Annotated in this window: 22 protein-coding genes and 2 pseudogenes; 19 read left to right on the top strand and 5 right to left on the bottom strand. The window is 39.2% G+C overall.

Going from position 1 to position 21,986, the window contains the following annotated elements:
* Nucleotides 1-634: 634 nt before the first annotated feature.
* The gene (locus SOI76_RS11285; RefSeq protein ID WP_104080302.1) at nucleotides 635-1,189 is read left to right on the top strand and encodes a TetR/AcrR family transcriptional regulator; all 555 of its coding nucleotides are present in this window, start codon (nucleotides 635-637) and stop codon (nucleotides 1,187-1,189) included.
* A gap of 43 nt (nucleotides 1,190-1,232) precedes the next feature.
* Here SOI76_RS11285 and SOI76_RS11280 read toward each other — a convergent pair whose 3' ends face one another.
* Nucleotides 1,233-1,700, bottom strand: coding sequence for an Lrp/AsnC family transcriptional regulator (locus SOI76_RS11280; protein WP_057074727.1), 468 nt, complete (start codon nucleotides 1,698-1,700; stop codon nucleotides 1,233-1,235).
* 118 nt (nucleotides 1,701-1,818) lie between these two features.
* Between SOI76_RS11280 and SOI76_RS11275 the strand changes: the two genes are divergently transcribed.
* The 4 genes and pseudogenes from SOI76_RS11275 (at nucleotide 1,819) to SOI76_RS11260 (ending at nucleotide 4,702) form a co-directional block, all read left to right on the top strand.
* Nucleotides 1,819-2,679: an EamA family transporter gene (locus SOI76_RS11275; RefSeq protein ID WP_104080303.1), complete on the top strand. Its 861-nt coding sequence runs from the start codon at nucleotides 1,819-1,821 to the stop codon at nucleotides 2,677-2,679.
* 200 nt (nucleotides 2,680-2,879) lie between these two features.
* Nucleotides 2,880-3,506, top strand: a complete 627-nt coding sequence (locus SOI76_RS11270) for a hypothetical protein (RefSeq protein ID WP_205668460.1) — start codon at nucleotides 2,880-2,882, stop codon at nucleotides 3,504-3,506.
* 142 nt (nucleotides 3,507-3,648) lie between these two features.
* A pseudogene (locus tag SOI76_RS11265) lies at nucleotides 3,649-4,031 on the top strand (TetR family transcriptional regulator); the annotation flags it as partial.
* 200 nt (nucleotides 4,032-4,231) lie between these two features.
* Entirely contained in the window at nucleotides 4,232-4,702 is a 471-nt protein-coding gene (locus SOI76_RS11260) for a hypothetical protein (RefSeq protein WP_104080304.1), read from the top strand.
* A gap of 208 nt (nucleotides 4,703-4,910) precedes the next feature.
* Here the strand turns inward: SOI76_RS11260 and leuD are convergent, their stop codons facing one another.
* Together leuD and leuC are read right to left on the bottom strand one after the other, a co-directional pair.
* On the bottom strand, nucleotides 4,911-5,561 hold the full coding sequence (gene leuD / locus SOI76_RS11255; RefSeq protein WP_104080305.1) for a 3-isopropylmalate dehydratase small subunit: 651 nt from the start codon (nucleotides 5,559-5,561) through the stop codon (nucleotides 4,911-4,913).
* 18 nt (nucleotides 5,562-5,579) lie between these two features.
* Nucleotides 5,580-6,998 carry a 3-isopropylmalate dehydratase large subunit gene (gene leuC, locus SOI76_RS11250; RefSeq protein ID WP_320541595.1) on the bottom strand — a complete coding sequence of 473 codons (1,419 nt, stop codon included), beginning with the start codon at nucleotides 6,996-6,998 and terminating at the stop codon, nucleotides 5,580-5,582.
* Nucleotides 6,999-7,248: 250 nt separating this feature from the next.
* Here leuC and SOI76_RS11245 point away from each other — a divergent pair, with 250 nt between their 5' ends.
* The 6 genes and pseudogenes from SOI76_RS11245 (at nucleotide 7,249) to SOI76_RS11220 (ending at nucleotide 12,968) form a co-directional block, all read left to right on the top strand.
* Nucleotides 7,249-8,175, top strand: coding sequence for a LysR family transcriptional regulator (locus SOI76_RS11245; protein ID WP_104080596.1), 927 nt, complete (start codon nucleotides 7,249-7,251; stop codon nucleotides 8,173-8,175).
* 111 nt (nucleotides 8,176-8,286) lie between these two features.
* Nucleotides 8,287-9,480 (top strand): CaiB/BaiF CoA transferase family protein, encoded by a 1,194-nt coding sequence (locus SOI76_RS11240; RefSeq protein ID WP_013198374.1) that lies wholly within the window; start codon nucleotides 8,287-8,289, stop codon nucleotides 9,478-9,480.
* On the top strand, nucleotides 9,477-10,415 hold the full coding sequence (locus tag SOI76_RS11235; protein ID WP_104080595.1) for a hydroxymethylglutaryl-CoA lyase: 939 nt from the start codon (nucleotides 9,477-9,479) through the stop codon (nucleotides 10,413-10,415). The genes SOI76_RS11240 and SOI76_RS11235 overlap by 4 nt, the downstream gene beginning before the upstream one ends.
* A gap of 113 nt (nucleotides 10,416-10,528) precedes the next feature.
* The gene (locus tag SOI76_RS11230) at nucleotides 10,529-11,845 is read left to right on the top strand and encodes an MFS transporter (RefSeq protein ID WP_104080594.1); all 1,317 of its coding nucleotides are present in this window, start codon (nucleotides 10,529-10,531) and stop codon (nucleotides 11,843-11,845) included.
* A gap of 125 nt (nucleotides 11,846-11,970) precedes the next feature.
* Nucleotides 11,971-12,141: pseudogene (locus tag SOI76_RS11225) on the top strand (hypothetical protein); the annotation flags it as partial.
* 182 nt (nucleotides 12,142-12,323) lie between these two features.
* Nucleotides 12,324-12,968: a glutathione S-transferase family protein gene (locus tag SOI76_RS11220; protein WP_104080593.1), complete on the top strand. Its 645-nt coding sequence runs from the start codon at nucleotides 12,324-12,326 to the stop codon at nucleotides 12,966-12,968.
* A gap of 66 nt (nucleotides 12,969-13,034) precedes the next feature.
* Here SOI76_RS11220 and SOI76_RS11215 read toward each other — a convergent pair whose 3' ends face one another.
* Nucleotides 13,035-13,319, bottom strand: coding sequence for a DUF1330 domain-containing protein (locus SOI76_RS11215; RefSeq protein ID WP_104080592.1), 285 nt, complete (start codon nucleotides 13,317-13,319; stop codon nucleotides 13,035-13,037).
* 62 nt (nucleotides 13,320-13,381) lie between these two features.
* Nucleotides 13,382-14,044 (bottom strand): GntR family transcriptional regulator, encoded by a 663-nt coding sequence (locus SOI76_RS11210; protein ID WP_104080591.1) that lies wholly within the window; start codon nucleotides 14,042-14,044, stop codon nucleotides 13,382-13,384.
* A 152-nt stretch (nucleotides 14,045-14,196) separates the two neighbouring features.
* On the opposite strand from SOI76_RS11210, the gene SOI76_RS11205 reads away from it, so the two are divergent.
* From SOI76_RS11205 to SOI76_RS11170, 8 genes are all read left to right on the top strand, one after another.
* Entirely contained in the window at nucleotides 14,197-14,799 is a 603-nt protein-coding gene (locus SOI76_RS11205) for an amino acid synthesis family protein (protein WP_000420415.1), read from the top strand.
* Nucleotides 14,768-15,559, top strand: a complete 792-nt coding sequence (locus tag SOI76_RS11200) for an alpha/beta fold hydrolase (protein WP_104080590.1) — start codon at nucleotides 14,768-14,770, stop codon at nucleotides 15,557-15,559. Before SOI76_RS11205 ends, SOI76_RS11200 begins: the two co-directional genes overlap by 32 nt.
* A gap of 30 nt (nucleotides 15,560-15,589) precedes the next feature.
* Complete coding sequence (gene tgnA, locus SOI76_RS11195; protein ID WP_001293253.1) at nucleotides 15,590-16,522, top strand: flavin-dependent trigonelline monooxygenase reductase component; 933 nt, start codon at nucleotides 15,590-15,592, stop codon at nucleotides 16,520-16,522.
* A gap of 2 nt (nucleotides 16,523-16,524) precedes the next feature.
* Nucleotides 16,525-17,562 carry a flavin-dependent trigonelline monooxygenase oxygenase component gene (tgnB, locus tag SOI76_RS11190; RefSeq protein ID WP_104080589.1) on the top strand — a complete coding sequence of 346 codons (1,038 nt, stop codon included), beginning with the start codon at nucleotides 16,525-16,527 and terminating at the stop codon, nucleotides 17,560-17,562.
* A gap of 11 nt (nucleotides 17,563-17,573) precedes the next feature.
* Entirely contained in the window at nucleotides 17,574-19,043 is a 1,470-nt protein-coding gene (gene tgnC / locus SOI76_RS11185; protein ID WP_104080588.1) for a (Z)-2-((N-methylformamido)methylene)-5-hydroxybutyrolactone dehydrogenase, read from the top strand.
* Nucleotides 19,044-19,165: 122 nt separating this feature from the next.
* Nucleotides 19,166-19,300: a hypothetical protein gene (locus SOI76_RS11180; protein ID WP_014206414.1), complete on the top strand. Its 135-nt coding sequence runs from the start codon at nucleotides 19,166-19,168 to the stop codon at nucleotides 19,298-19,300.
* Nucleotides 19,301-19,347: 47 nt separating this feature from the next.
* On the top strand, nucleotides 19,348-20,754 hold the full coding sequence (locus tag SOI76_RS11175) for a purine-cytosine permease family protein (RefSeq protein ID WP_104080587.1): 1,407 nt from the start codon (nucleotides 19,348-19,350) through the stop codon (nucleotides 20,752-20,754).
* Nucleotides 20,755-20,779: 25 nt separating this feature from the next.
* The gene (locus tag SOI76_RS11170; RefSeq protein ID WP_104080586.1) at nucleotides 20,780-21,949 is read left to right on the top strand and encodes a hypothetical protein; all 1,170 of its coding nucleotides are present in this window, start codon (nucleotides 20,780-20,782) and stop codon (nucleotides 21,947-21,949) included.
* The last annotated feature ends 37 nt before the right edge of the window (nucleotides 21,950-21,986 follow it).

The raw sequence follows: 21,986 nt of genomic DNA, 5'->3' as shown, positions 1-21,986 counted from the left end.
CACTCTATCACTAAGCTGTTTTTTCATTTCCCCTTACAATCCCCACTTAACAATAACCCACCCATTATTTAGCCTTACTTTTCTAATGATTTAATTTAAAACAAATGGCATTTTGCGTGCTTGACTGCAAAAAGGTTGGGCACTATTCTTTGCCTGCTGGCCACATTGCCAGACGGTCGTCGCGGACCGTGATGAAAGATCGCATCAGAGTTATTCCTTCTGAGGGATAGTCTTATGCGTGAACTCCTCGTCTCCTCCCGTAGCGGTAGGACGGGAGAGGGACACCTTCGGGTGTGCTGGTTATCTTTCCCAGTCCGCGAACCCTTTCTCGTTCTGCCACCATAATTTTAATGTCTGGCAGAACTCCCAATAAAAAAGGAGTTGGCTTTGCACATCCATTATTTCTTGGCTCTCAATGCCAAAAGCTATAACGACACAGCTTAAAAATTAAAGCAGCTTGAACGCCCTAAAGTTTTCAGGCTTAAAGTCATTTTTATTTAAAACTTAGCAACAACAAATTTGAGATGTGCCAAGCACAGTCTTTACGGCTTTGCTGTGTCTTTTTTTCTCCCAAAAAGGGCACAGGCTTTTTTTATCTCATTTACAAACAACAAGAATTTATAACGGTAAAACTATGCCAAAGTTAGTGCTTTCTTCCCGTGCCATACAAGTCATCAACAAGTCGATTGATTTATTTCACCATCGTGGCTTTCATACGGTTGGGATAGATCGAATCGTTAAAGAATGTGAAATTACCAAAGCGACTTTTTATAACTTTTTCCATTCAAAAGAGCGGTTTATTGAAATCTGTCTAATCGTACAAAAAGAGCGATTAAAAGAAAAAGTGGTCTCAATTGTAGAGTATGCCCAAGGCACAAGTGCGACCGATAAACTCAAAAAGCTTTATTTCTTACATACCGATGTAGAGGGGATGTATTACCTCTTATTTAAAGCCATGTTTGAAACGAAACTGAGCTATCCAAAAGCCTATATCACCGCGGTGAGATATCGCACATGGTTGCTGAATGAAATCTATAGCCAGCTTATAAAACTAAAAACCGATACGACTTTTCAGGACGCCAAACTATTTTTATATATGATTGAAGGCGCAATCATTCAGCTTTTAAGTTCAGATGGGGCAGATAACAAAGAAAGCTATTGGAATATGATTTCTAATGTCTTTCTTTAGATGCTTGAGCCTTTGTTTAGAGAAGAAGCCAAAATAGAAAAGTTTAAATATTTAACTCAAAGTTTACTTTTACACGATCTAAAACAATTAAGGTTCGATATGTTTTTACATCTTCATTATCAGCAAAATGTTTTCTAACTAAACTTTCAAAATGAGATAAGTTATTGCTCAGCATGATAATGATAAAAGAGACTCCGCCATTCACAAAATAGCACTGTTGAATTTCATCAACAGATGCAAAGTATTGCTTCGCTCTGTCCATAACGACAGAGCGATCTTCGCTAAGTCGAACTTCAATAATAGAAGTAATTTTTTCACCAAATTTAAGCGGATTTAAAATAGCGCAATTTCTTAAAATAATTTCCTTTTCTTCCATACGAGATATACGTCTTTGAACAGAAGCAGCAGATAGACCAATTTTTTCAGAAATTTCTCGATGAGACGTCTTATTGTCTTTTTGCAGTATTCTTAAGATTGCGTAGTCAAAATTATCTAAAGAAATATCTGACATGAGTAAATCTCTCATTAAGTTTTAAATATAGAGTTATTTAATCGTTTTATTGAGAGAAATAGAAGAAATATATTGATTATATAGAATTAAAATTTCAATCATTCCCAGAGCGATAAATATGATGATTGAAACCAACTCCAAGCAAGGTATGGCATTTGCAGCCGCATTTCTATCTTTAGTTTCTGTGCAAATAGGAGCATCAATAGGAAAAGCCCTTTTTCCAATTCTTAGTGCTGAAGGAGTGACCTTAACTCGACTTGCTTTAGCAGCGTGTTTCTTATGGATTGTTTATAAACCTTGGAGAGATTGGAACAGACAGACCAATTGGAAAAATCTAATTATTTATGGGGCCATCCTCACTTTAATGAATACTTTAATTTATAAAGCATTTTCTTATATGTCTGTGGGGATCGCTATTTCCATTGAAGTGTTAGGACCGCTTACTGTTGCTATTTTAATGTCTAAAAATAAATTAGATTATTTTTGGGGAGCATTATCTCTGATTGGTTTGCTTCTTTTACCCATGGGCAATTCAAATCATAACTTCAGTTTTATTGGTATGACGTATGCGCTTGTGGCGGCAGTAGGTTGGGGGCTATATATTATTTACGGCTCTAAAGTTGCAAAAGGTGGGGGAAGTTCTGTTGCGACTGGAATGTTCTTGGCGGCTTTGTTTGCAATACCTTTAGGGGCATCTCACATTGTCCATATTTTTGATAGTTATAAGATTCTTTTGACATGTTTGCTCATGGCGATGCTAGCAAGTGCGATTCCATTTATATTAGATATGGTTGCGATGAAAAAACTGCATCCACGCGTTTTTGGAATTTTATTGAGTGCATCACCCGCGGTGAGTGCTTTGGCTGGATGGCTGATTTTAGATGAACGATTAAATAGTTTTCAGATCATTGGAATAACAATTATTATGGCATCGTGTGCAGGATGTTCTTATTTTTCTTATAAACGTAATACTGCATAAGCCTGTTCTTCTATAATGGCTTATATCTAAAGCTGGATAAATCAATTTGAAGGGGGAGAGAAATAATAAATAAAGCCCCCGTAGAAAGGCTGCTTGTGTACAAAAGAATATAAAAACAGCAAGTAACACTTACTCAAGTGTCATTTTAATCTGTTTGATATTTATACAATATAATTACATGATCACAAGGATATGAACCGATGAAATTTCTAAAATTTCTAACTTTTAGCACGATTCTTACCTTATCCGCACATAGTTATGCGACAGTAGGTGGTGGACAAAAAATTGAAGTATTGGGCTATCAGCAAAAAGAGAAGAAACTGTATGTTTTAAGACATTATGAAGATGGTCGAGGACGCCTACCACAACTCTATTATTATCTATTAAATAGTAAATCGCCTGATAAACTTATTGAAGTTAAATCGCTCTATATCAATCCAAAAACACATAAGATTGATTATGATCAAGATAGTACAGCGTTTAATAAGGCGCTTAAAAAAATTAAAAGGAATTTAATCCCCTTAGTCGTAAGTAATAGTAAGACTGTAAAAATTCAAACGTTAAAAACTCATCAGAATCAAGTATCAGCTTGGTTTGATCCTTCAGGAAAGATCACACAATATCAAACAGAATATGTTGTAAAATCGCCGTCTTTAAAAAGTAAGACCCACATTGCGGTCCATTACAGCAAAGCAATAAAAATTTCCCAAAATTATAGTGTGCCTAAACACAATAAGAAGTTGGTTGTCGTTAAATATTTGGGGATTCCAGAAGAAACTGGTTACGATATTGAAGACCCTGTTTTACTACTACCTATAAAAAAATAAGCTTAAGAGCAAATTATTTTCTTGGTTCAAACCGGCAATATACCTAATATCTGTGTATATTCAGCTCAGAACTTATCTCCACTTGGATGTTTTAATTTATAGTTCATCATAAAGCCCAATTTAACAATAACTTATTCATTTTAAAATCTGTTTGATCGTGCAAAAAGAACATCTAAAAGAAAAAGTCGTTTCAATTGTAGAGTACGACCAAGACTCAAGCGTGAAGGATAAACTCAAGAAACTTTATTTCTTACATACCGATGTAGAAGGGCTTTACTTTCTATTATTTAAAGCCATTTTTGAAACAAAATTGGTCTATCTAAAAGCCTATATAACCGCAGTGAGATATCGCACATGGCTCATCAATGAAATCTATAGCCAGCTTATAAAATTAAAAACCGATGCGACTTTTCAAGATGCAAAACTGTTTTGATAATGATTGAAGGGGCAATTATTCACTTTTTAAGTTCAGATGGGGCAATCGATCAGGAAAGAGTGACAGATTTTTATACAATTTATGTCTAACAGAGTCCAATTAATCTTTATTATTTGTGATCTATTGGTCATTAATTTTTAACACTGTGGACGGTTTGGGCAATAGATTGCAAAAGTTTCATATTAATTACTTAATAGGCAAAATCCCTTACATTTTGTAATGGTTAATTCATCATAATTCCTTAAAAGGCAAAAGATATAAGAATGCCTATAACAAAAGGGAAATAGGGATGACAAAATTTATAGCTATCGCCGAAAAGGTTTATCAAGAATGTGAGAAAAAGAATTTATTTTCTGAAAGTGTTGTTGAGCAGCTCAATAATTTAGTGAGTGCGATAAGAAAAGAACTAAAAGGTTCTTCATGTAAACTAAAAAATAATTACATTGATTTTGAAGCGTGTTTAAACAAGCCACCCGATCAGTGCTTAGTTAAGTTAGATATCAGTTTAATGCCCAAATATAAAAATAAGCTTGAATACATTATGTGGCTAGCGGGATTTATTGAAAGAATTACAGTTGGAGGGAGACCTAAGCTTCCACCACTCGCTAGCTTGATTCCTGCTGAATATCAAGCCAGACAAGAAGTTAAAGTTGATCTAGAAGAAGAAAGAAGAAGATCAGAAGAAAGCGCCAATATGATTAGAAGTTATTTTGATTCTGAAGATTATAAAAAAAATGAAAAAAGTTTCGCAATTTCATAAGATGAAGCGCTAAATTTTATTTACAAATGGAAATCTCAAGCAGCTGTTTATGAGAACAGTTGCTTGTTTATGTTTAAAAAAACTCTATGAAATATGTGGTTTTATTAACTAAATCTGATCGTGAATCAACTATCCGTCAAATAAATAGTTTGAGTAATTCATAGATTGGTTGAGGTTTTCAGCCAATCTATGAATGATGCATTCACCACTATTTAGCTAACTCTTGGAATACCCAAGGACGAACCTGTTTGGTTTTTTCTTCATATGCGCGAATTGCATCCGCATTTTGAAGCGTTAAACCAATATCATCCAAACCATTTAACAAGCAGTGCTTACGAAATGGATCAACTTCAAATTTAAAAGCTTCACCTGTTGGCGTACGTACTTCTTGAGCTGCTAAATCAATTGTTAATTGATATCCTTCATTGACAGCGCATTCTTTAAATAACTGATCAACAATTTCTTCTGACAAAATGACAGGTAACATGCCATTTTTGAAACAGTTATTAAAGAAAATATCAGCAAAGCTTGGTGCAATAACCGTACGGAATCCATATTCATTTAATGCCCAAGGCGCATGCTCACGGCTTGAACCACAACCAAAGTTAGTACGAGCAATTAAAACGGTTGCCCCTTGATAACGTGGCTGATTTAAAACGAAATCCGGATTTTTTGGACGTACTGAATTGTCTTGTCCCGGATAGCCTTCGTCTAAATAACGAAGTTCATCAAATAAGTTGTCGCCAAAACCAGTACGTTTAATCGACTTTAAAAACTGTTTTGGAATAATTAAATCTGTATCAACATTGGCACGATCTAATGGTGCAACGATACCTTGTTCAACTGTATAAGCTTTCATGGTTTGCTCCAGACCGAATTAAAATGAACGAACATCAACAAAGTGACCAGCGATTGCAGCCGCTGCCGCCATTGCCGGACTCACCAAGTGAGTGCGACCGCCATTGCCTTGTCGGCCTTCAAAGTTACGATTAGACGTCGATGCACAGTGTTCACCCGGTTGTAACTTATCAGCATTCATTGCTAAACACATTGAACAACCCGGTTCGCGCCATTCAAAACCAGCTTCCAAGAAGATTTTATCTAAGCCTTCTTTTTCCGCCTGTTGTTTCACTAAACCAGACCCCGGAACAATCATAGCTTGCTTAATGCTAGAGGCTACTTTACGCCCCTTAACCACCTCAGCCGCAGCACGAATATCTTCGATACGAGAGTTCGTACAAGAACCGATAAAGACACGATCAAGTTGAATATCAGCTAATGCCTGTCCTGCATTTAAGCCCATATATTGATAAGCACGTGTCCAGTCATTGCGTTGTACGTCATCTTTCGCTTGTTCTAAAGTTGGTACAGCTTCAGTAACAGGAATAACCATTTCTGGTGAAGTTCCCCAAGATACTTGTGGTTCGATTTCTGCGCCATTTAACTCAACGACTGCATCAAATACTACATCATCATCTGAATGCAAGGTGTTCCAGTAAGCAACTGCTTGCTCCCATTGCTCGCCTTTTGGTGCGTAGCTACGGCCTTTTACGTATTCAATAGTTTTGTCATCAACTGCAACCATACCGACACGAGCACCCGCTTCAATCGCCATGTTACATACCGTCATACGTCCTTCAATCGACATATCACGGAAAACTTGGCCACCGAATTCAATTGCATAGCCCGTACCGCCAGCGGTACCAATTTTACCGATAATCGCCAACACCACATCTTTTGGTGTTACACCCTTGCCCAATACGCCATCTACACGCACTAACATATTTTTAGATTTTTTCTGAATTAAGCATTGTGTTGCTAACACATGTTCAACTTCAGATGTTCCAATACCATGCGCCAAGCAACCGAAAGCACCGTGAGTCGCTGTATGTGAATCACCACATACGACTGTCATGCCCGGCAAAGTTAAACCTTGTTCAGGTCCAATCACATGTAAAATCCCTTGGCGTATGTCATTGATATCAAATTCAATAATATTAAAAGTCTTGCAATTGTTATTGAGTGTTTGTACAGGAATACGCGATGTGTCATCTTCAATACCGGCGATACCTTGGTCACGTTCTTTTTTAGATGTTGGAACGTTGTGGTCCGGTGTCGCGACGTTTGCACTTAAACGCCATGGTTGACGACCCGCAAGTTGCAATCCATCGAATGCTTGGGGACTTGTTACTTCATTTAATAAATGACGGTCAATGTATAGTAAACATGAGCCATCATCACGTTGTGAGACTAAATGTGCATCCCACAATTTGTCATATAAAGTTTTGCCTGCCATATCGTCTTGCTCCATAAGACTAAGTAATTTTAGGATGAGATCATCGCGCGATTTGGGAGCTAATTTATCACTTCATAATATGCTCAGTGTTCGCATGTAGCGAAGAGGACTTGACGTTTTAAGAAATGTAAGAGGTATATGAATAACGGTTATGCTTCTTGTGCCCAAAACCTTGAATCTTTTATGATGTGTCATACTTTGATTTAATTGTTAAAGGAAAAGTCATAGATAGGGAAATTGGTGACGTGTGATGCATATAGAAAATATTATTCGTAAACTGGATTTGGTCACCTTAACGATTTTCCAATCTGTTTGTGATGAAAAATCTCTGAGCAAGGCCGCTGAAAAAAATATGATTGCGCTGTCTGCCGCAAGTAAGCGTTTAACTGATTTGGAGCATTTGATTGGAACCAAACTATTTATTCGTGATGGTAAAGGCATGCAAATTACACCTGCTGGTGAAAGCCTGCTTTATCATTGCAGAACCATCTTAGACTCGGTTTATAAAGCTTCGGTTGAGTTAGAAGAATACAAAATAGGCATTAAAGGTTTTGTACGATTACAGGCAAATTTATCAACGATCATTCAGTTTTTACCCGAAAGCCTACATCCTTTTATTGTTGAAAACCCTCAAATTAAAATTGAACTTGAAGAACGCCCTAGTATAGAAATTATTCAAAATGTAAGTAATAAAATTGCTGACTTAGGGATCTGCGTTGCTGAGAATTTATCAGAAGATCTGGATTATTATCATTATCGTAGCGATCGGCTGGTCGCGGTTATACAAAACCAGCAATATTTAAGTGAACAGAAAATCATTTCCTTTGAAGATGCATTAGATTACGACTTTATTGGTTTGCATACTCAGAGTGCGATTAACCGGATTTTGCAGCAAAAGTCTGAAGCGTTAGGAAAGCAGCTCAAACTCAGAATATTGGTGACAAGTTTTGATGCTGTTTGCCGTATGGTACAGGCGGGTATGGGGATTGGGATTTTGCCTCATAAAGTTTTTGAAATCTTTGGTAAACCCTTAGGGCTGGCAAGTGTAGAGTTAACCGATGATTGGGCAAAAAGAGACTTATATCTTGTGTCCAAGCATGATGAGTTTTTAAATCCAGTAACTTTGCTTTTAAAACAATATTTTATGCATCCACATAAAGAAATTGCATCTGAATAAATTTCATAGGTTTCGCAAACCACGAAGATTTGTTGGTCTTTTAAGAATTGTATTACTGCTCATTGCGCCATAAATTTAATTCTATCGGAAGTAGATATAATATGGATTGTTATGAGTCTAGCCCTTGAGAAAATAAAAGTCCTAGAAATAGGAACGCTAATTGCAGCTCCTTTTGCAACACGCATTCTTGCGGAGTTCGGTGCTGAAGTCATAAAAATTGAGCCTATTGGCAAAGGTGATCCACTTCGTAAATGGCGTAAGTTACATCACGGAACATCTTTGTGGTGGTACTTACAGTCACGTAATAAGAAATCTTTAGCGCTTAATCTTAAGTCACCGGAAGCAATTGCTTTAATCAAAAAGATGATTGTCGATACCGACATTCTGGTCGAAAACATGCGTCCCGGTGCGCTTGAAAAATTAGGTCTAGATTGGGAAACCTTAAAATCAATTAACCCTAAACTAACTTTTGTTCGTATATCTGGTTATGGGCAATCTGGCCCTTATAAAGACAAGCCGGGCTTTGGTGCAATTGGTGAGGCAATGGGTGGAATTCGTTATACCACGGGTTCTCAAGATTCTGCGCCTGCACGAGTTGGCGTGAGTTTGGGTGACTCACTTGCTTCATTACATGCGGTGATTGGCGCTTTAATGTCGATTGTGAATATCAAAACCAATAATGGTAATGGACAGATTGTTGACGTGTCACTTGCAGAAAGTGTCTTCAATATTATGGAAAGTGTTGTCCCAGAATACGACTTGCATGGCTTTATTCGGGAACGTTCTGGAGGTTCGTTACCGGGCATTGCACCTTCAAATACCTATCGAACGAAGGATAATGCTTTTGTGGTGATTGCAGGAAACAGTGATCCAATTTTTAAGCGCTTAATGCATGTGATTGGTCGTGAAGATTTAGCAAATCGACCTGAGTTTGAACACAACGATGGGCGTGCGCAGCAAAGTGATTTACTCGATGCTGCAATTGAATCATGGAGTCGACAGCATTCAATTGATGAAGTCTTGCAACAGCTTGAACAGGCTGAGGTTCCATCAGGACGAATTTATTCTGTAGCAGACATGGTCAATGATCCGCACTTTAATGCACGTGATATGTTGCTTTCAACTGAGTTGCCTGATGGTCAGGTGGTAAAAATGCCGGGTATAGTTCCGAAGCTTTCTGAAACACCGGGGCAGGTCAAATGGCGTGGTCCTGAGTTGGGCGAACATACCGAATCTGTTTTAAAACAATATGGTTATCAAGCTGAAGATATTGAAAGCTTACGTGTATCAGGAGTAGTGCAATGACAACATTTGCCGACTTACTTGTTGTACAAGAAGTCTCTCCACGAGATGGTTTGCAAATTGAGCCGACTTGGGTACCCACGACAAAGAAAATTGATTTAATTAATCAGTTGTCGACAATGGGTTTCTCTCGAATTGAGGCAGGGTCTTTTGTTTCTCCAAAAGCGATTCCGAACCTGCGAGATGGAGAAGAGGTTTTTACTAGAATTACGCGCCATAAAGATATTATTTATGTTGGGTTAATTCCAAATTTAAAAGGCGCGCTTCGGGCAGTTGAAGCCAATGCAAATGAGTTGAATCTAGTCCTCTCTGCTAGCCAAACCCACAACCTTGCCAATATGCGTATGACAAAGGCTCAATCGTTTGCGGGATTTACCGAAATTGTAGAGCAACTACAGGGTAAAACACAGTTTAACGGAACTGTTGCAACAACGTTTGGCTGCCCATTTGAAGGCAAGATTAGTGAAAAGGAAGTGTTTAGCTTAGTTGAGTACTATCTAAAACTGGGTATTGATAATATTACACTGGCAGATACCACTGGCATGGCAAACCCAGTGCAAGTGAAAAGAATTGTCTCTCACGTTTTATCGTTAATTTTACCTGAGCAGCTGACCTTACATTTTCATAATACACGTGGATTGGGATTAACTAATGTTCTTGCAGCTTATGAAGCTGGAGCAAGAAGGTTTGATGCCGCATTGGGTGGATTAGGTGGGTGCCCATTTGCACCAGGTGCTTCAGGAAATATCTGTACTGAAGATTTGGTCAATATGTGCGAAGAAATGGGAATACCCACCACTATTGATTTGGATGCTCTTATTCAACTTTCCAGAACTTTACCAGCTCTTTTAGGGCATGACACGCCAAGCCAGCTTGCCAAGGCGGGGAGAAATACAGACTTGCATCCTATACCGGATTACATCAAATCACTTAATTAAGATACGTTACTCAAGTTAGTTCGAGATAAGACGATATTCGTATCGTCATCGGTTAACTCGTCTTTAAAAACTTGAGAAGACGTGTTTTGAGGCTCATTTTCAGGAGAAAATAAATGAGTTTAACGCAAAGCATGGAATTATCGGCTGAAGCAACTGCCGAAAAGCAATTAATAAAAAAAGTAGCATGGAAAATCATGCCATTAATTATGGTGTGTTACCTATTTGCCTTTTTTGATCGTATCAATATTAGTTTTGCCAAGTTTCAGTTACAAGCTGATTTATCTCTAAGCAATACAGCTTATGGCCTTGGTGCCAGTTTGTTTGTAATTGGGTATGTAATATTTGAAGTACCGAGTAATTTATTGCTACATAAATTTGGTGCAAGAAAATGGATTGCACGCATCATGGTTTCTTGGGGTGTTGCAACGGCCTTAATGGTCTTTGTGACTACAGAGTGGCAATTTTATGTATTACGTTTCTTGATTGGTGCAATGGAGGCTGGCTTTGCTCCGGGTGTGCTGTATTACATGACTCTTTGGTTTCCTCAAAGCTATCGTGGTCGAATTATTTCATTATTTTTCCTTGCTTCTGCTTTTGCGGGCATCTTTGGGGGACCAGTTTCAGGCGTGTTGTTGTCATCACTTGATGGTGTGATGAACATGCGTGGGTGGCATTGGTTATTTCTATTGGGAGGTATTCCGTGTGTTCTGTTGGGTCTCTGTGTTTTAACTTATTTAAAAGACCGTATTGATGATGCACAATGGCTATCTGCATCAGAAAAAGTGCATTTAAAACGCTTAGTTGAACCAAAACAACCAGAAAAAGCGACCCATTCATTGTGGGCAGCAATTAAAACCCCAGGTTTCTTGGTTTTGAGTCTGAGCTATTTTTTGATTCAAGTTGCATCTTATGGACTAAATTTCTGGGGGCCACAATTAATTAAAAGCTCAGGTATTGATGATACCAAGCTCATCGGCTTGTTGACAGCAATTCCATATATTATGGGGGCAATGACCATGGTGATCGTGGGTCGTTTGGCCGATAGAACGGGTGAGCGCTTAAAATTTACAGTAGGGTTATTGTCTTTCGGTGCAATTGGTTTCTTTACAGCGGGTTTCTTTGATACCAATCCTGTTGTTGTAGTCATTTCGCTTGCTTTATTAGGGGCGGGTATTGTTGCAGCAATTCCTTCTTTCTGGAATTTACCACCGAAGCTTCTGGTTGGAGCTGGGGCAGGTGCTGCTGGTGGCACAGCGCTCATTAATACATTAGGGCAAATGGGAGGAATTGTTAGTCCTATTATGGTTGGTCATATTAAAGACATAACAGGGAGTACAACGCCCGCGCTATATATTATTGCAAGCTTATGTGTTGTGTGTATTGCACTACTAATATGGGCTACGCCAAAACGGTTAAAAGAGAAAGGTTAAACGATTCACTCATGCTCCAAGCCATCTAGGTGGCTATGGAGTGAGCGTAGTTAATATGAAAATGACCTAGAAGCCTATTTAACTCGATACCAATGTATTCACGAGCAATAAGTTTTTCACCATCTAGTGATGCGACTTTTTAGGACGCTAAACTATTTTTATATATGATTGAAGGCGCAATTATTCAGCTTTTAAGTTCAGATGAGGCAATCGATCGGGAAAAGGTACTCGATTGTTTTTTGCAGTTTAGGGGGGGAAGTAATTTGAGACCTCAGAATGCGCTAAACAATCGATAAAATTAAAAGCCGTTTGTCACCATATCTACGGATGTGGTTTTTATACTTTTAAGACATTTACTTTATTGCTTAATCAGAAAAATGAATGTATGGCTGATAACAAAAAATATTAGACCGGTCGTCTACTAATCTATATAGTGAGGCCTAACTTTGTTGACATTCTAGTTTAAAAGAGAAAATTAATGTCTATTATTCTTCATCATTTAAATGCTTCACGCTCATTTCGAATTCTGTGGTTACTTGAAGAAATTAATCAACCTTATGAATTAAAAAGTTATTTTCGAGATAAAACTACAAACCTTGCACCTCAAGAATTAAAAAATATTCATCCTTTAGGAAAATCACCTGTGATTGAGCTTAATGGAAAAGTAATTGCAGAATCAGGTGCTATTGTAGAAATTTTGATTGAAAAGTTTGCTCCTCAACTTATGCCCGCGAAAGATTCAGACAGTTATCTTGATTATTTACAATGGGTTCATTTTTCAGAAAGTTCGGCTATGGTTCCATATTTATTAAATATTTTTAATTCGATTGAGTTAAAAAATGGCACTCAATTAAAGTTCTTAGATCAATATGCGCAAACTGAGTTGGATAAAGTATTTTCGTATTTAGATCAACAATTAGTAGGCAAAAAATTCTTAGTAGGCAATAGCTTAACGGGTGCCGATTTTATGATTGGTTTCGTAGTCTATGGTCTGATTAATTCTTTAAATATTCGATCAAAATATCTCAATATTGAGCAATATGTAAAAGGTCTCGAAAACCTAGAAAGCTGGCAAAAAGCCATGTCTATAGAACAAAATCTTCATCACCAAACCAATGTCTAAAAACGAAATGGCCTTAAGCACTGAAAAAAGAATTGATTTCCCAAGTTGAGAAATCAATTCAGCAATTTAGATCCCTTCAACAAAACTTACCATGACATCACAGCAGCCTTGGCGTTTACTTTTGGCAAGCTGATATTCAGGTGAAAAATAACATTCACGTGCAGTTTCCATATCTGGAAACTTAATCACCACGTGACGTTCAAACACTTGCCCCTCTAAGACTTCCGAGGCACCGCCACGCGCAAGAAACTTGGCGCCGTACTTTTGAAAAGCTTGCGGAGCAGTGGCCATATATTGTTTATATTGTTCCATATCATGAATGGTGACATGAGCAATCCAGTAAGCAGACATATCGTATTTCCCTATAATTCATTCAATAAAGGTTTATTTACCTTTTCCTAAAACTTGTGATTTCAGGTATCTAAAATATTTTTTGCGACAGCAGCAGCTTCGGCAATATGTTCAGCAACCGCTTGTTTTGCCTTTTCAGGGTCTTTGTGAAGATAGATGGCTTCGCACATATTTTTAATACGTTGATAACCTGAAATTTCACGCTTTGTCGATTTCATAGTCATGGCACGAAGGCGGCTAATTCGGCCATTTAAGCGCTGAACTACTTCCCAAGCAATATGATGATTTGCGGTAGCGAAGATGGTTTGATAAAGCTGGGTTGAGGTCTCAATAATCAGATTGATGTCATCGGCAGCAAAAGCAGCTTTAAGATCTTCTAATAGAAACTTTAATTTTTCAGCAGTTTTTTCATCTAGGTTTTTAGTGCAGTCAACCACAGCACTTTGCTCTAATAAAAGACGAATTTCATAAATCTGTGAAGCGATGTCCCAGTTAAGTAGCGAAACAATAGGGCCTTTATTTGGCAAAATTTCAACTAAACCTTCTGCTTCCAAATAACGAATCACTTCGCGAACCACAGAACGGCTCACGCCGAGTTCTTCACATAACGTTCTTTCAACCAGTCTTTTTCCTGAAGGGAAATAGCCCGTAATAATGGCATTGCGCACTTTATCTAAACACAGCTCTCGTAATGTTACGGGCGGGTTTTCAATTTTAAGATTCATAAATAATTAAATTTTCCTGTTTTTTAACATGTTGAGTTTCATCACATGTTTTTCAATAAAAATTAGCATAGCAAACTCTTGCTTTTTTTTCAGTATGTATTATGGTATACCATAATACGAATGACAAGATAATTTACTTGCAAGGAAGAGCAATGGAACTCATACGTAAAACAGTGCTACATGTAGAAACCACTTATGTAGATGGCGGCAAAGAAGCAGCAAAGCCTTTAAAAATGGTGGCAGCCGCAGCGGTGATTAAAAATCCGTGGGCAGGGCAAGGTTATGTAGAAAACCTAACACCGGAAATTCGCCGTATTGCGCCGATCTTAAGCGAGCATTTAACCAAGCTTATTCTTGATGAAGTCGGTTCTGGTGAAGCAGTTGAAGCTTTTGGTAAAAGTGCAGTAGTTGGCTTAAACGGTGAACTTGAACATGCATCAGCTTTAATTCACACCTTACATTTTGGTAATACTTACCGTAGTGCTGTTGGTGCGAAATCTTATTTGGCATTTAACAATACCCGTGGTCCAGCAAATGCGCCGATTTTAATTCCAATGATGGATAAAAATGACGAAGGTCGTCGTTCTCATTACTTAACATTGCAATTTGCAATTCCAGATGCACCTGCTGCCGATGAACTGGTTGTTGTGATTGGTGCAGCAACAGGTGGTCGACCACATCATCGTATTGGTGATCGTTATAAAGATTTGGAAGAGTTAGGTCATGATGTCAAAAACCCTGCAGCTGTCAAATAACCGTATTGCTCACTATTTCGAGCAAGGCGAAGGAGAGCCTCTGGTTCTGATCCATGGAGTGGGAATGCAAGCCGCGGCATGGTATCCACAAATTGAATATTTTTCTAAACATTATCATGTAATTTCAGTAGACATGCCGGGACATGGTCAAAGCACCAAATTACCGGCAGAAGCAAAATTACAAGATTTTGTTGAATGGACCATCGAATTTATTACAGCCTTAAATCTAGGACCTGTAAATTTAGCGGGACATTCAATGGGATCGCTGATTACCACAGGAGTTAGCGTTACCCGTCCTGATTTAGTTAAACGGATGGCAGTGCTCAATGGTGTATATAAACGTACAACACAAGCACGTAATGCAGTCATCCAAAGAGCTGAAGAGTTAAAAACAGGCCGTATTGATGTTGAGACTCCGCTACAGCGCTGGTTTGGCGAAAGTGAAGTCGAGCGTATTGCAGCAGCCAAAGTGAAATCATGGCTCGAAAATGTCGACTTGTCTGGTTATACCACTGCATATTCTGCGTTTGCACAAGGCGATGAAACCTATGCAGATGACTGGTCAAAGATCACTTGTCCTGCTTTGGTGTTGACCGGAACGGATGATCCGAATTCAACTGCAGAAATGGCTTTGCAAATGGCGAATCAGGCAAAGCATGGCACTGCAATAGTCATTGAAAATGAACGTCACATGGTGAACTTAACTGCACCTGACAAAGTGAATAATGCAATGCAAGCGTGGTTGGAAACCAGCGTTTAATTTGCCACACATTGCTGAAGGAATATAACAATGAGTGAAATGGATACGATTAATAAAATGCGTGAACTACGTGATGCTTTCGGGTCATTTATGACAGGCGTTACCGTGGTCACAACCTGTAAAGAAGATGGAACGCCACTTGGCTTTACAGCGAACTCTTTTGCTTCGGTGTCTTTGGACCCAGCTTTACTTCTAGTGAGTATTGCCAAGACATCAAGCAATTATCATAACTTTGCAAATACCACTCATTTTGCAATCAATATTTTGGCAGAAGAGCAAAAAGATGTTTCGAATACCTTTGCTCGTCCGAGCGAAGACCGTTTTGCAAATCTTTCATGGTCAAAAAGTGCTTGCCAAAACCCGCTGATCGATCATGTCAGTGCATGGTTTGACTGTACAACCTACCAAGTTGTTGATGCAGGTGACCATGCCATTTTAATTGGTAAAGTTGAAGACTTTGCTTCGACAGGTTTTGCAGGACTTGGTTATTATCGTGGTGGATATTTCACACCAGCGAAACTTTCTGCCGAGGTGATCTCTGGTCCTAAAGTGGTGATGAGTGCAATTATTGGACATGAAAATACTATTTTACTTGAAGAAACTGCCGATCATAAATGGACTATTCCACATGTCATGGTAGATAAAGACGGTGCAGATAAAGCGCTCGAGAAAATCTTTGCACAATATCAGCCAGATGCTTCTGCCAACTTCATTTACTCTGTATATGAAAACGTTGAAAACCAGCAGCAATATATTTCATTTTTATGCAACACACCCGTAGCTCAAGCCACTAAAGGTCAGTTTGTCGATTTAAATGATCTTGAAAAGCTAGAGTTTGTAGACAGCGCTTTAGAAAGTATGTTGATGCGCTATCGCAAAGAAAACCATTTGAAAACTTATGGTGTTTATTACGGAAATCAGACAACAGGTACAGTTCGTCAAATCGTTAAAGAGGAAGTTTAATCATGCGTTTTTCATTATTTGTGCATATGGAACGTGTTTCTGATCAGCAAACCCAGAAGCAGCTTTATGATGAAATGATTGAGCTTTGTCAGATTGCAGACCGCGGCGGTATGCATGCAGTTTGGACAGGCGAACACCATGCCATGAACTTTACCATTGCACCGAACCCATTTTTAAATCTGGTCGATTTAGCAAATAAGACTCAAAATGTTCGTTTAGGTACAGGCACAGTGGTAGCGCCATTCTGGCATCCGATTAAACTTGCAGGCGAAGCTGCAATGACTGACATTATTACCAATGGTCGTTTAGATATTGGTATTGCTCGCGGTGCTTATTCGTTTGAATATGAACGTATGGTTCCGGGCATGGATGCATGGAGTGCAGGTCAGCGTTTACGTGAAATGATTCCCGCAATTAAAAACCTTTGGAAAGGCGATTATGAGCATAACGGGGAATTTTGGCAGTTTCCAAAAACGACTTCAGCTCCTCAACCACTTCAACAACCACATCCACCAATTTGGGTTGCTGCACGTGATCCAAATAGCCATGAATTTGCTGTGCAAAATGGCTGTAATGTACAGGTAACGCCTTTGCATTTAGGTGACGAAGAAGTTGAAAAGCTTATGGGACATTTCAATGCAGCTTGCGAAAAGTTCAGCGATGTACCGCGCCCTGAAATTATGTTGCTCCGCCATACCTATGTGGCAGATAGCGAAGAAGATGCTCAACTGGCAGCAGATGAAATTAATACGTTCTATAACTACTTTGGTGCTTGGTTTAAAAATGAGCGTGAAATTAATCAAGGTTTAATCGCACCTTTAAGTGCTGAAGAAATTGCTGCACATCCTTTTTATACACCAGAAGCGATGCGCAAAAATAATGTGATTGGACAGGCCCAAGAAGTCATTGACCGCTTAAAAGCTTATGAAGCAATGGGCTATAACGAATATTCTTTCTGGATTGATACGGGCATGAGCTTTGAACGTAAAAAAGCCTCATTAGAACGTATGATCAATGAAGTTATGCCGGCATTTGCATAGAGGCGAATATCATGACAGCAGATTTTCAGCTTTATATTAATGGTCAGTTTGAATCTGGTGCAGCGACTTTTGAAAGTATTAATCCTGCAACAGGTGAAGTCTGGGCACAGATGCCGGAAGCTCGAACCGATGAAGTCAACCGAGCAGTTCAAGCGGCATCTCAGGCCTTAAAAGCACCAGCTTGGGCAGGTTTAACTGCCTCACAGCGTGGTAAATTGCTCTATAAACTGGCTAATTTAATTGAAAAAGCTGCACCGCAACTGGCTCAAATTGAAACCAGTGATACGGGCAAGATTATTCGTGAAACATCGAGCCAGATTGCCTATGTCGCTGAATATTATCGCTACTATGCAGGTATTGCCGACAAATTAGAGGGAAGTTTTCTACCGATTGATAAGGCCGACATGCAAGCATGGATTGTTCGTGAACCAGTAGGTGTGGTTGCTGCAATTGTTCCTTGGAACAGTCAGTTATTTCTATCGGCAGTAAAGGTTGGCCCAGCTTTAGCGGCAGGTTGTACCGTCGTGCTAAAAGCCTCTGAAGACGGCCCTGGACCATTATTGGCTTTTGCTAAATTGGTCCATGAAGCGGGTTTTCCGGCTGGAGTGGTCAACGTGATTACCGGTTTCGGACCTGAATGTGGCGCCGTGTTGAGTAGTCATCCTGATGTTGCCCATGTTGCGTTTACAGGTGGTCCAGAAACCGCACGGCACATTGTGCGTAACTCGGCTGAAAATCTTGCAAAAGTTTCACTCGAGTTAGGTGGAAAATCACCATTTATTGTATTTGCTGATGCAGATATTCAAAGTGCGGTAAATGCTCAGGTCGCTGCTATTTTTGCTGCTACTGGGCAAAGTTGTGTAGCAGGTTCACGCTTACTGGTTGAAGAAAGCATTAAAGATGAATTTGTTCAGCGTTTGGTTGAGCGTGTACAAACCATAAAAATTGGTTTACCTCATGAGATGGCAACCGAGTTTGGGCCGCTTTGTACTTTACGCCAACGCCAAAAAATTGAGCAAGTCGTTGCAAGTTCAATCCAGCAAGGTGCAAAACTTCTTACCGGGGGTAAAAGCCTTGAGCGAGCAGGTTATTACTATCCACCGACCATTTTAGATTGCACCGATGCACCTCAAGCAGATTGCATTACCACGGAACTATTTGGTCCGGTGTTATCGGTAGATAGTTTCAAAGATGAAGCGGAAGCCGTGCAAAAAGCCAATAGCACGCCTTATGGACTGGCAGCAGGCGTTTTTACCACCAATTTAAGTCGTGCTCACCGCATGACTAAAGTCATTGGGTCGGGAATTGTTTGGCTAAACACTTATCGCGCGGTTTCTCCACTTGCACCTTTTGGTGGACATGGGCTTTCGGGACATGGTCGGGAAGGTGGCGCAAATGCGGTTCTAGATTACACCACCACCAAAACAGTTTGGTTACGTACCTCAGATGAGCCAATTGATGACCCATTTGTCATGAGATAAGTCATGACTTGAGGTATGAAAATATAACGGGATTTTAATTTCAAGGATGAAAAAATGAATCAGTCAAACCCAATAATCGCCTAAAGCTTTAAATAGTTGAAAACGTAAAACTAGATGTATCGATGCTTAATCAAGTATTGATTGGACTGGCTTTACCTTTTTCTTGGCTAAAACAACACAAACAGAGAAATGAGCTGTTTGTAAAAGGAAATAAAAAGATGAAGCCGAGTCATATTGAAATGACTTTGGCTGGGTAGATTTTTTGATGTTGAGGAAATGAATTCCTCAAAGAGAGATTAAGGATATGAGCCAAAACGAAAATAGCAATAATGCTTTCGCTATCGAAAGTCATTCCATTGATTATGTTGCTCCCTCTGAACGTAATGGAAAAGTTCGCGATCTATTCACATTATGGTTTTGTACCAATATTGCACCGCTTGCCGTGATTACGGGTGCAATGTCAATTTTAACCTTTAACCTCAATATTGTAAGTGCATTGTTTGCGATCTGCTGCGGACATTTTTTTGGTGCAGCGATTCTAGCCTTAACCTCTGCACAAGGTCCGCAGGTCGGCATTCCTCAAATGATTCAGAGCCGCGCACAGTTCGGACGTTATGGAGCATTGCTGGTTGTACTGTTTACGACCCTCATTTATTTAGGTTTTTTCATCTCTAACATTATTTTGTCAGGGAAAACCCTGCATACTGTTGTTCCTGCCATTCCAGTGCCGACCGCGACTGTCATTGGCGCAATTGCAGCAACCACAATAGGCGTGATCGGTTATCACTTTATTCATAAGTTTAATAAAATTGGAACTTGGTTTATGGGTGGTTCATTGCTCATTGGCCTCATGATTATGGTGCCGCATATTAATGCAGATGTACTAGCCAAAGGCTCTTTCAATATGAAAGGCTGGTTTGCCATGTTTGGTTTGTGTGCGGTATGGCAAATTAGTTTCTCGCCTTATACCTCAGACTATTCACGATATTTACCGAAGTCGATTGGTATTTATAAGCCATTTATCTTTACCTATTTAGGCGCATCGTTAGGAACTATTTTTGCAATGGCATTTGGTACGATTGCGGTCAGCATTGGCTCAACCACAGATGCCATGGAAGCGGTAAAGTCGGGTACTGGGCTATTCGGTTATGTTCTTATGATTTTGTTCTTATGCAATATCATTGGTCATAATGCCATGAACCTCTACGGTGCGGTTCTTTCTTGTATTACCTCTATTCAGACTTTTGCAGGGCAGTGGATGCCAAGCCGAAATATCCGAGTCGTGTTATCAATCATTGTATTAGTTCTAGCGACTTTAACGGCGCTTTGGGCATCAAGTAACTTTATTAGTTTCTTCTTGAATGTGATTTTTGCCTTGTTATTTATTTTGGTGCCGTGGGTGTCTATTAATTTATTAGATTTCTATGTCGTGAATAAAAAGTCTTATGACATTCAATCGATCTTTGCACGTGATGGTGGTATTTACGGCAAATTTAATGCAAAAGCGCTTACGGCTTATTTCATTGGGATCGCGGTACAAATTCCGTTCTTAAAAAATGCCTTCTTCACAGGTGCATTGGCCGATGTAATTCCCGATGCGGATATTTCATGGGTGATTGGATTGGTGGTGAGTCTGGTGGTGTATTACATCTTTAATCTAGGAAAGATTAAATGTTCTGCGCCTGCATTAAACGCAAAATTACCTCAATAAGCATTGTAGTGAAAGGAATCCCACAATGAAAAAAAGCTACTTACAAGCGGCTCTAAGCACAGCATTGATGGCTGTAATCTATCCAAGTTATGCAGGTGTAAGTTTTGGAAATAGCGATGGTGAATACGGCAAGCTCACCGTATCAGGTTATGTTCGCGCTAACTATCAAGATAAACACTATGGCGAAACTGCTTCTGATCAAAAAATTCGTTTTGATGCTGCGCAGTTAAAACTGGACTACGAGCGTGGACCGTTATTTGGTCATGCGGAATATCGGTGCTATCAATATGATCGTCTATGTGATTTTTCTACGTTAGTTGATGGTTATATAGGGTACAAATTAAATAAAACAGATCAAGTGGTGGCAGGTGTTCAGCCGATTCCATTTGGACCGGGACGTTTTTGGGGCAATAGCCTATATGGAAGTATGAGCACAACCGCAGGTTTGGAAGATGTTCACAATCTTGGTTTGAATTATCACTTTGAATTGCCGACAGCAACTAAGTTTGATGTGGGGTATTTTGCGGTAGATGGTGGAAGCTACACAGGCTCTACCCAACATTCAGGTCGCTACACTGCAAATTATGTCAGTTCAGATGATCCCAACAAAACCGATTTGCAAGAAAAGAACATGTGGGTAGGCCGAGTGACTCAAGATATAAATCTTGGAGTTAATGGTTTAACCACACAGCTCGGTGGTTCCTATTGGACATCCGATATTGAAAATAAAGCTGCTTCGAGTGATGGGCGTCGTCATGCATGGGCACTTTTTGGTAAAGCTAATTATGGCAATTTTAATGTGACCCTTACTGGCGGTAAAAATGATGTAACTAATCAGGACCAGCTTAATCCTAATCAGTCGATCATGGGCTCTTACGACAGTGAATATTATGTCGCGAACAAAGGAACATTCTATACCGCAGACGTTGGTTATTCTTTCAAAAATGTTAAGCAGATCGGGAACATTACACCGTACTTTATGTACAGTCAGTACGACAAAGATCAGGACAATATGAAAGATTCGATTCGTAATATTATTGGTGTGTCTATTGACCATAAACAGCTATCTTTGGTGGCTGAATACATCATGAGTAAAAATGACCCATTCATTGGTGGGACTCAAGATTCATTGGCACAAGGGGATGATAACCAGTGGAATAAGTTGCTTAACTTAACGCTGTTTTATTATTTCTAAAGACATTTAAACATTCGGTCATACCGAAAATTTTTTT

Origin of the sequence: Acinetobacter pittii (assembly GCF_034064985.1) — a bacterium.
Taxonomy (GTDB): Bacteria; Pseudomonadota; Gammaproteobacteria; order Pseudomonadales; family Moraxellaceae; genus Acinetobacter; species Acinetobacter pittii_H.
The sequence above is the reverse complement of the archived record's forward strand: the minus strand, read 5'-3'. Positions and strand labels throughout refer to the sequence as shown.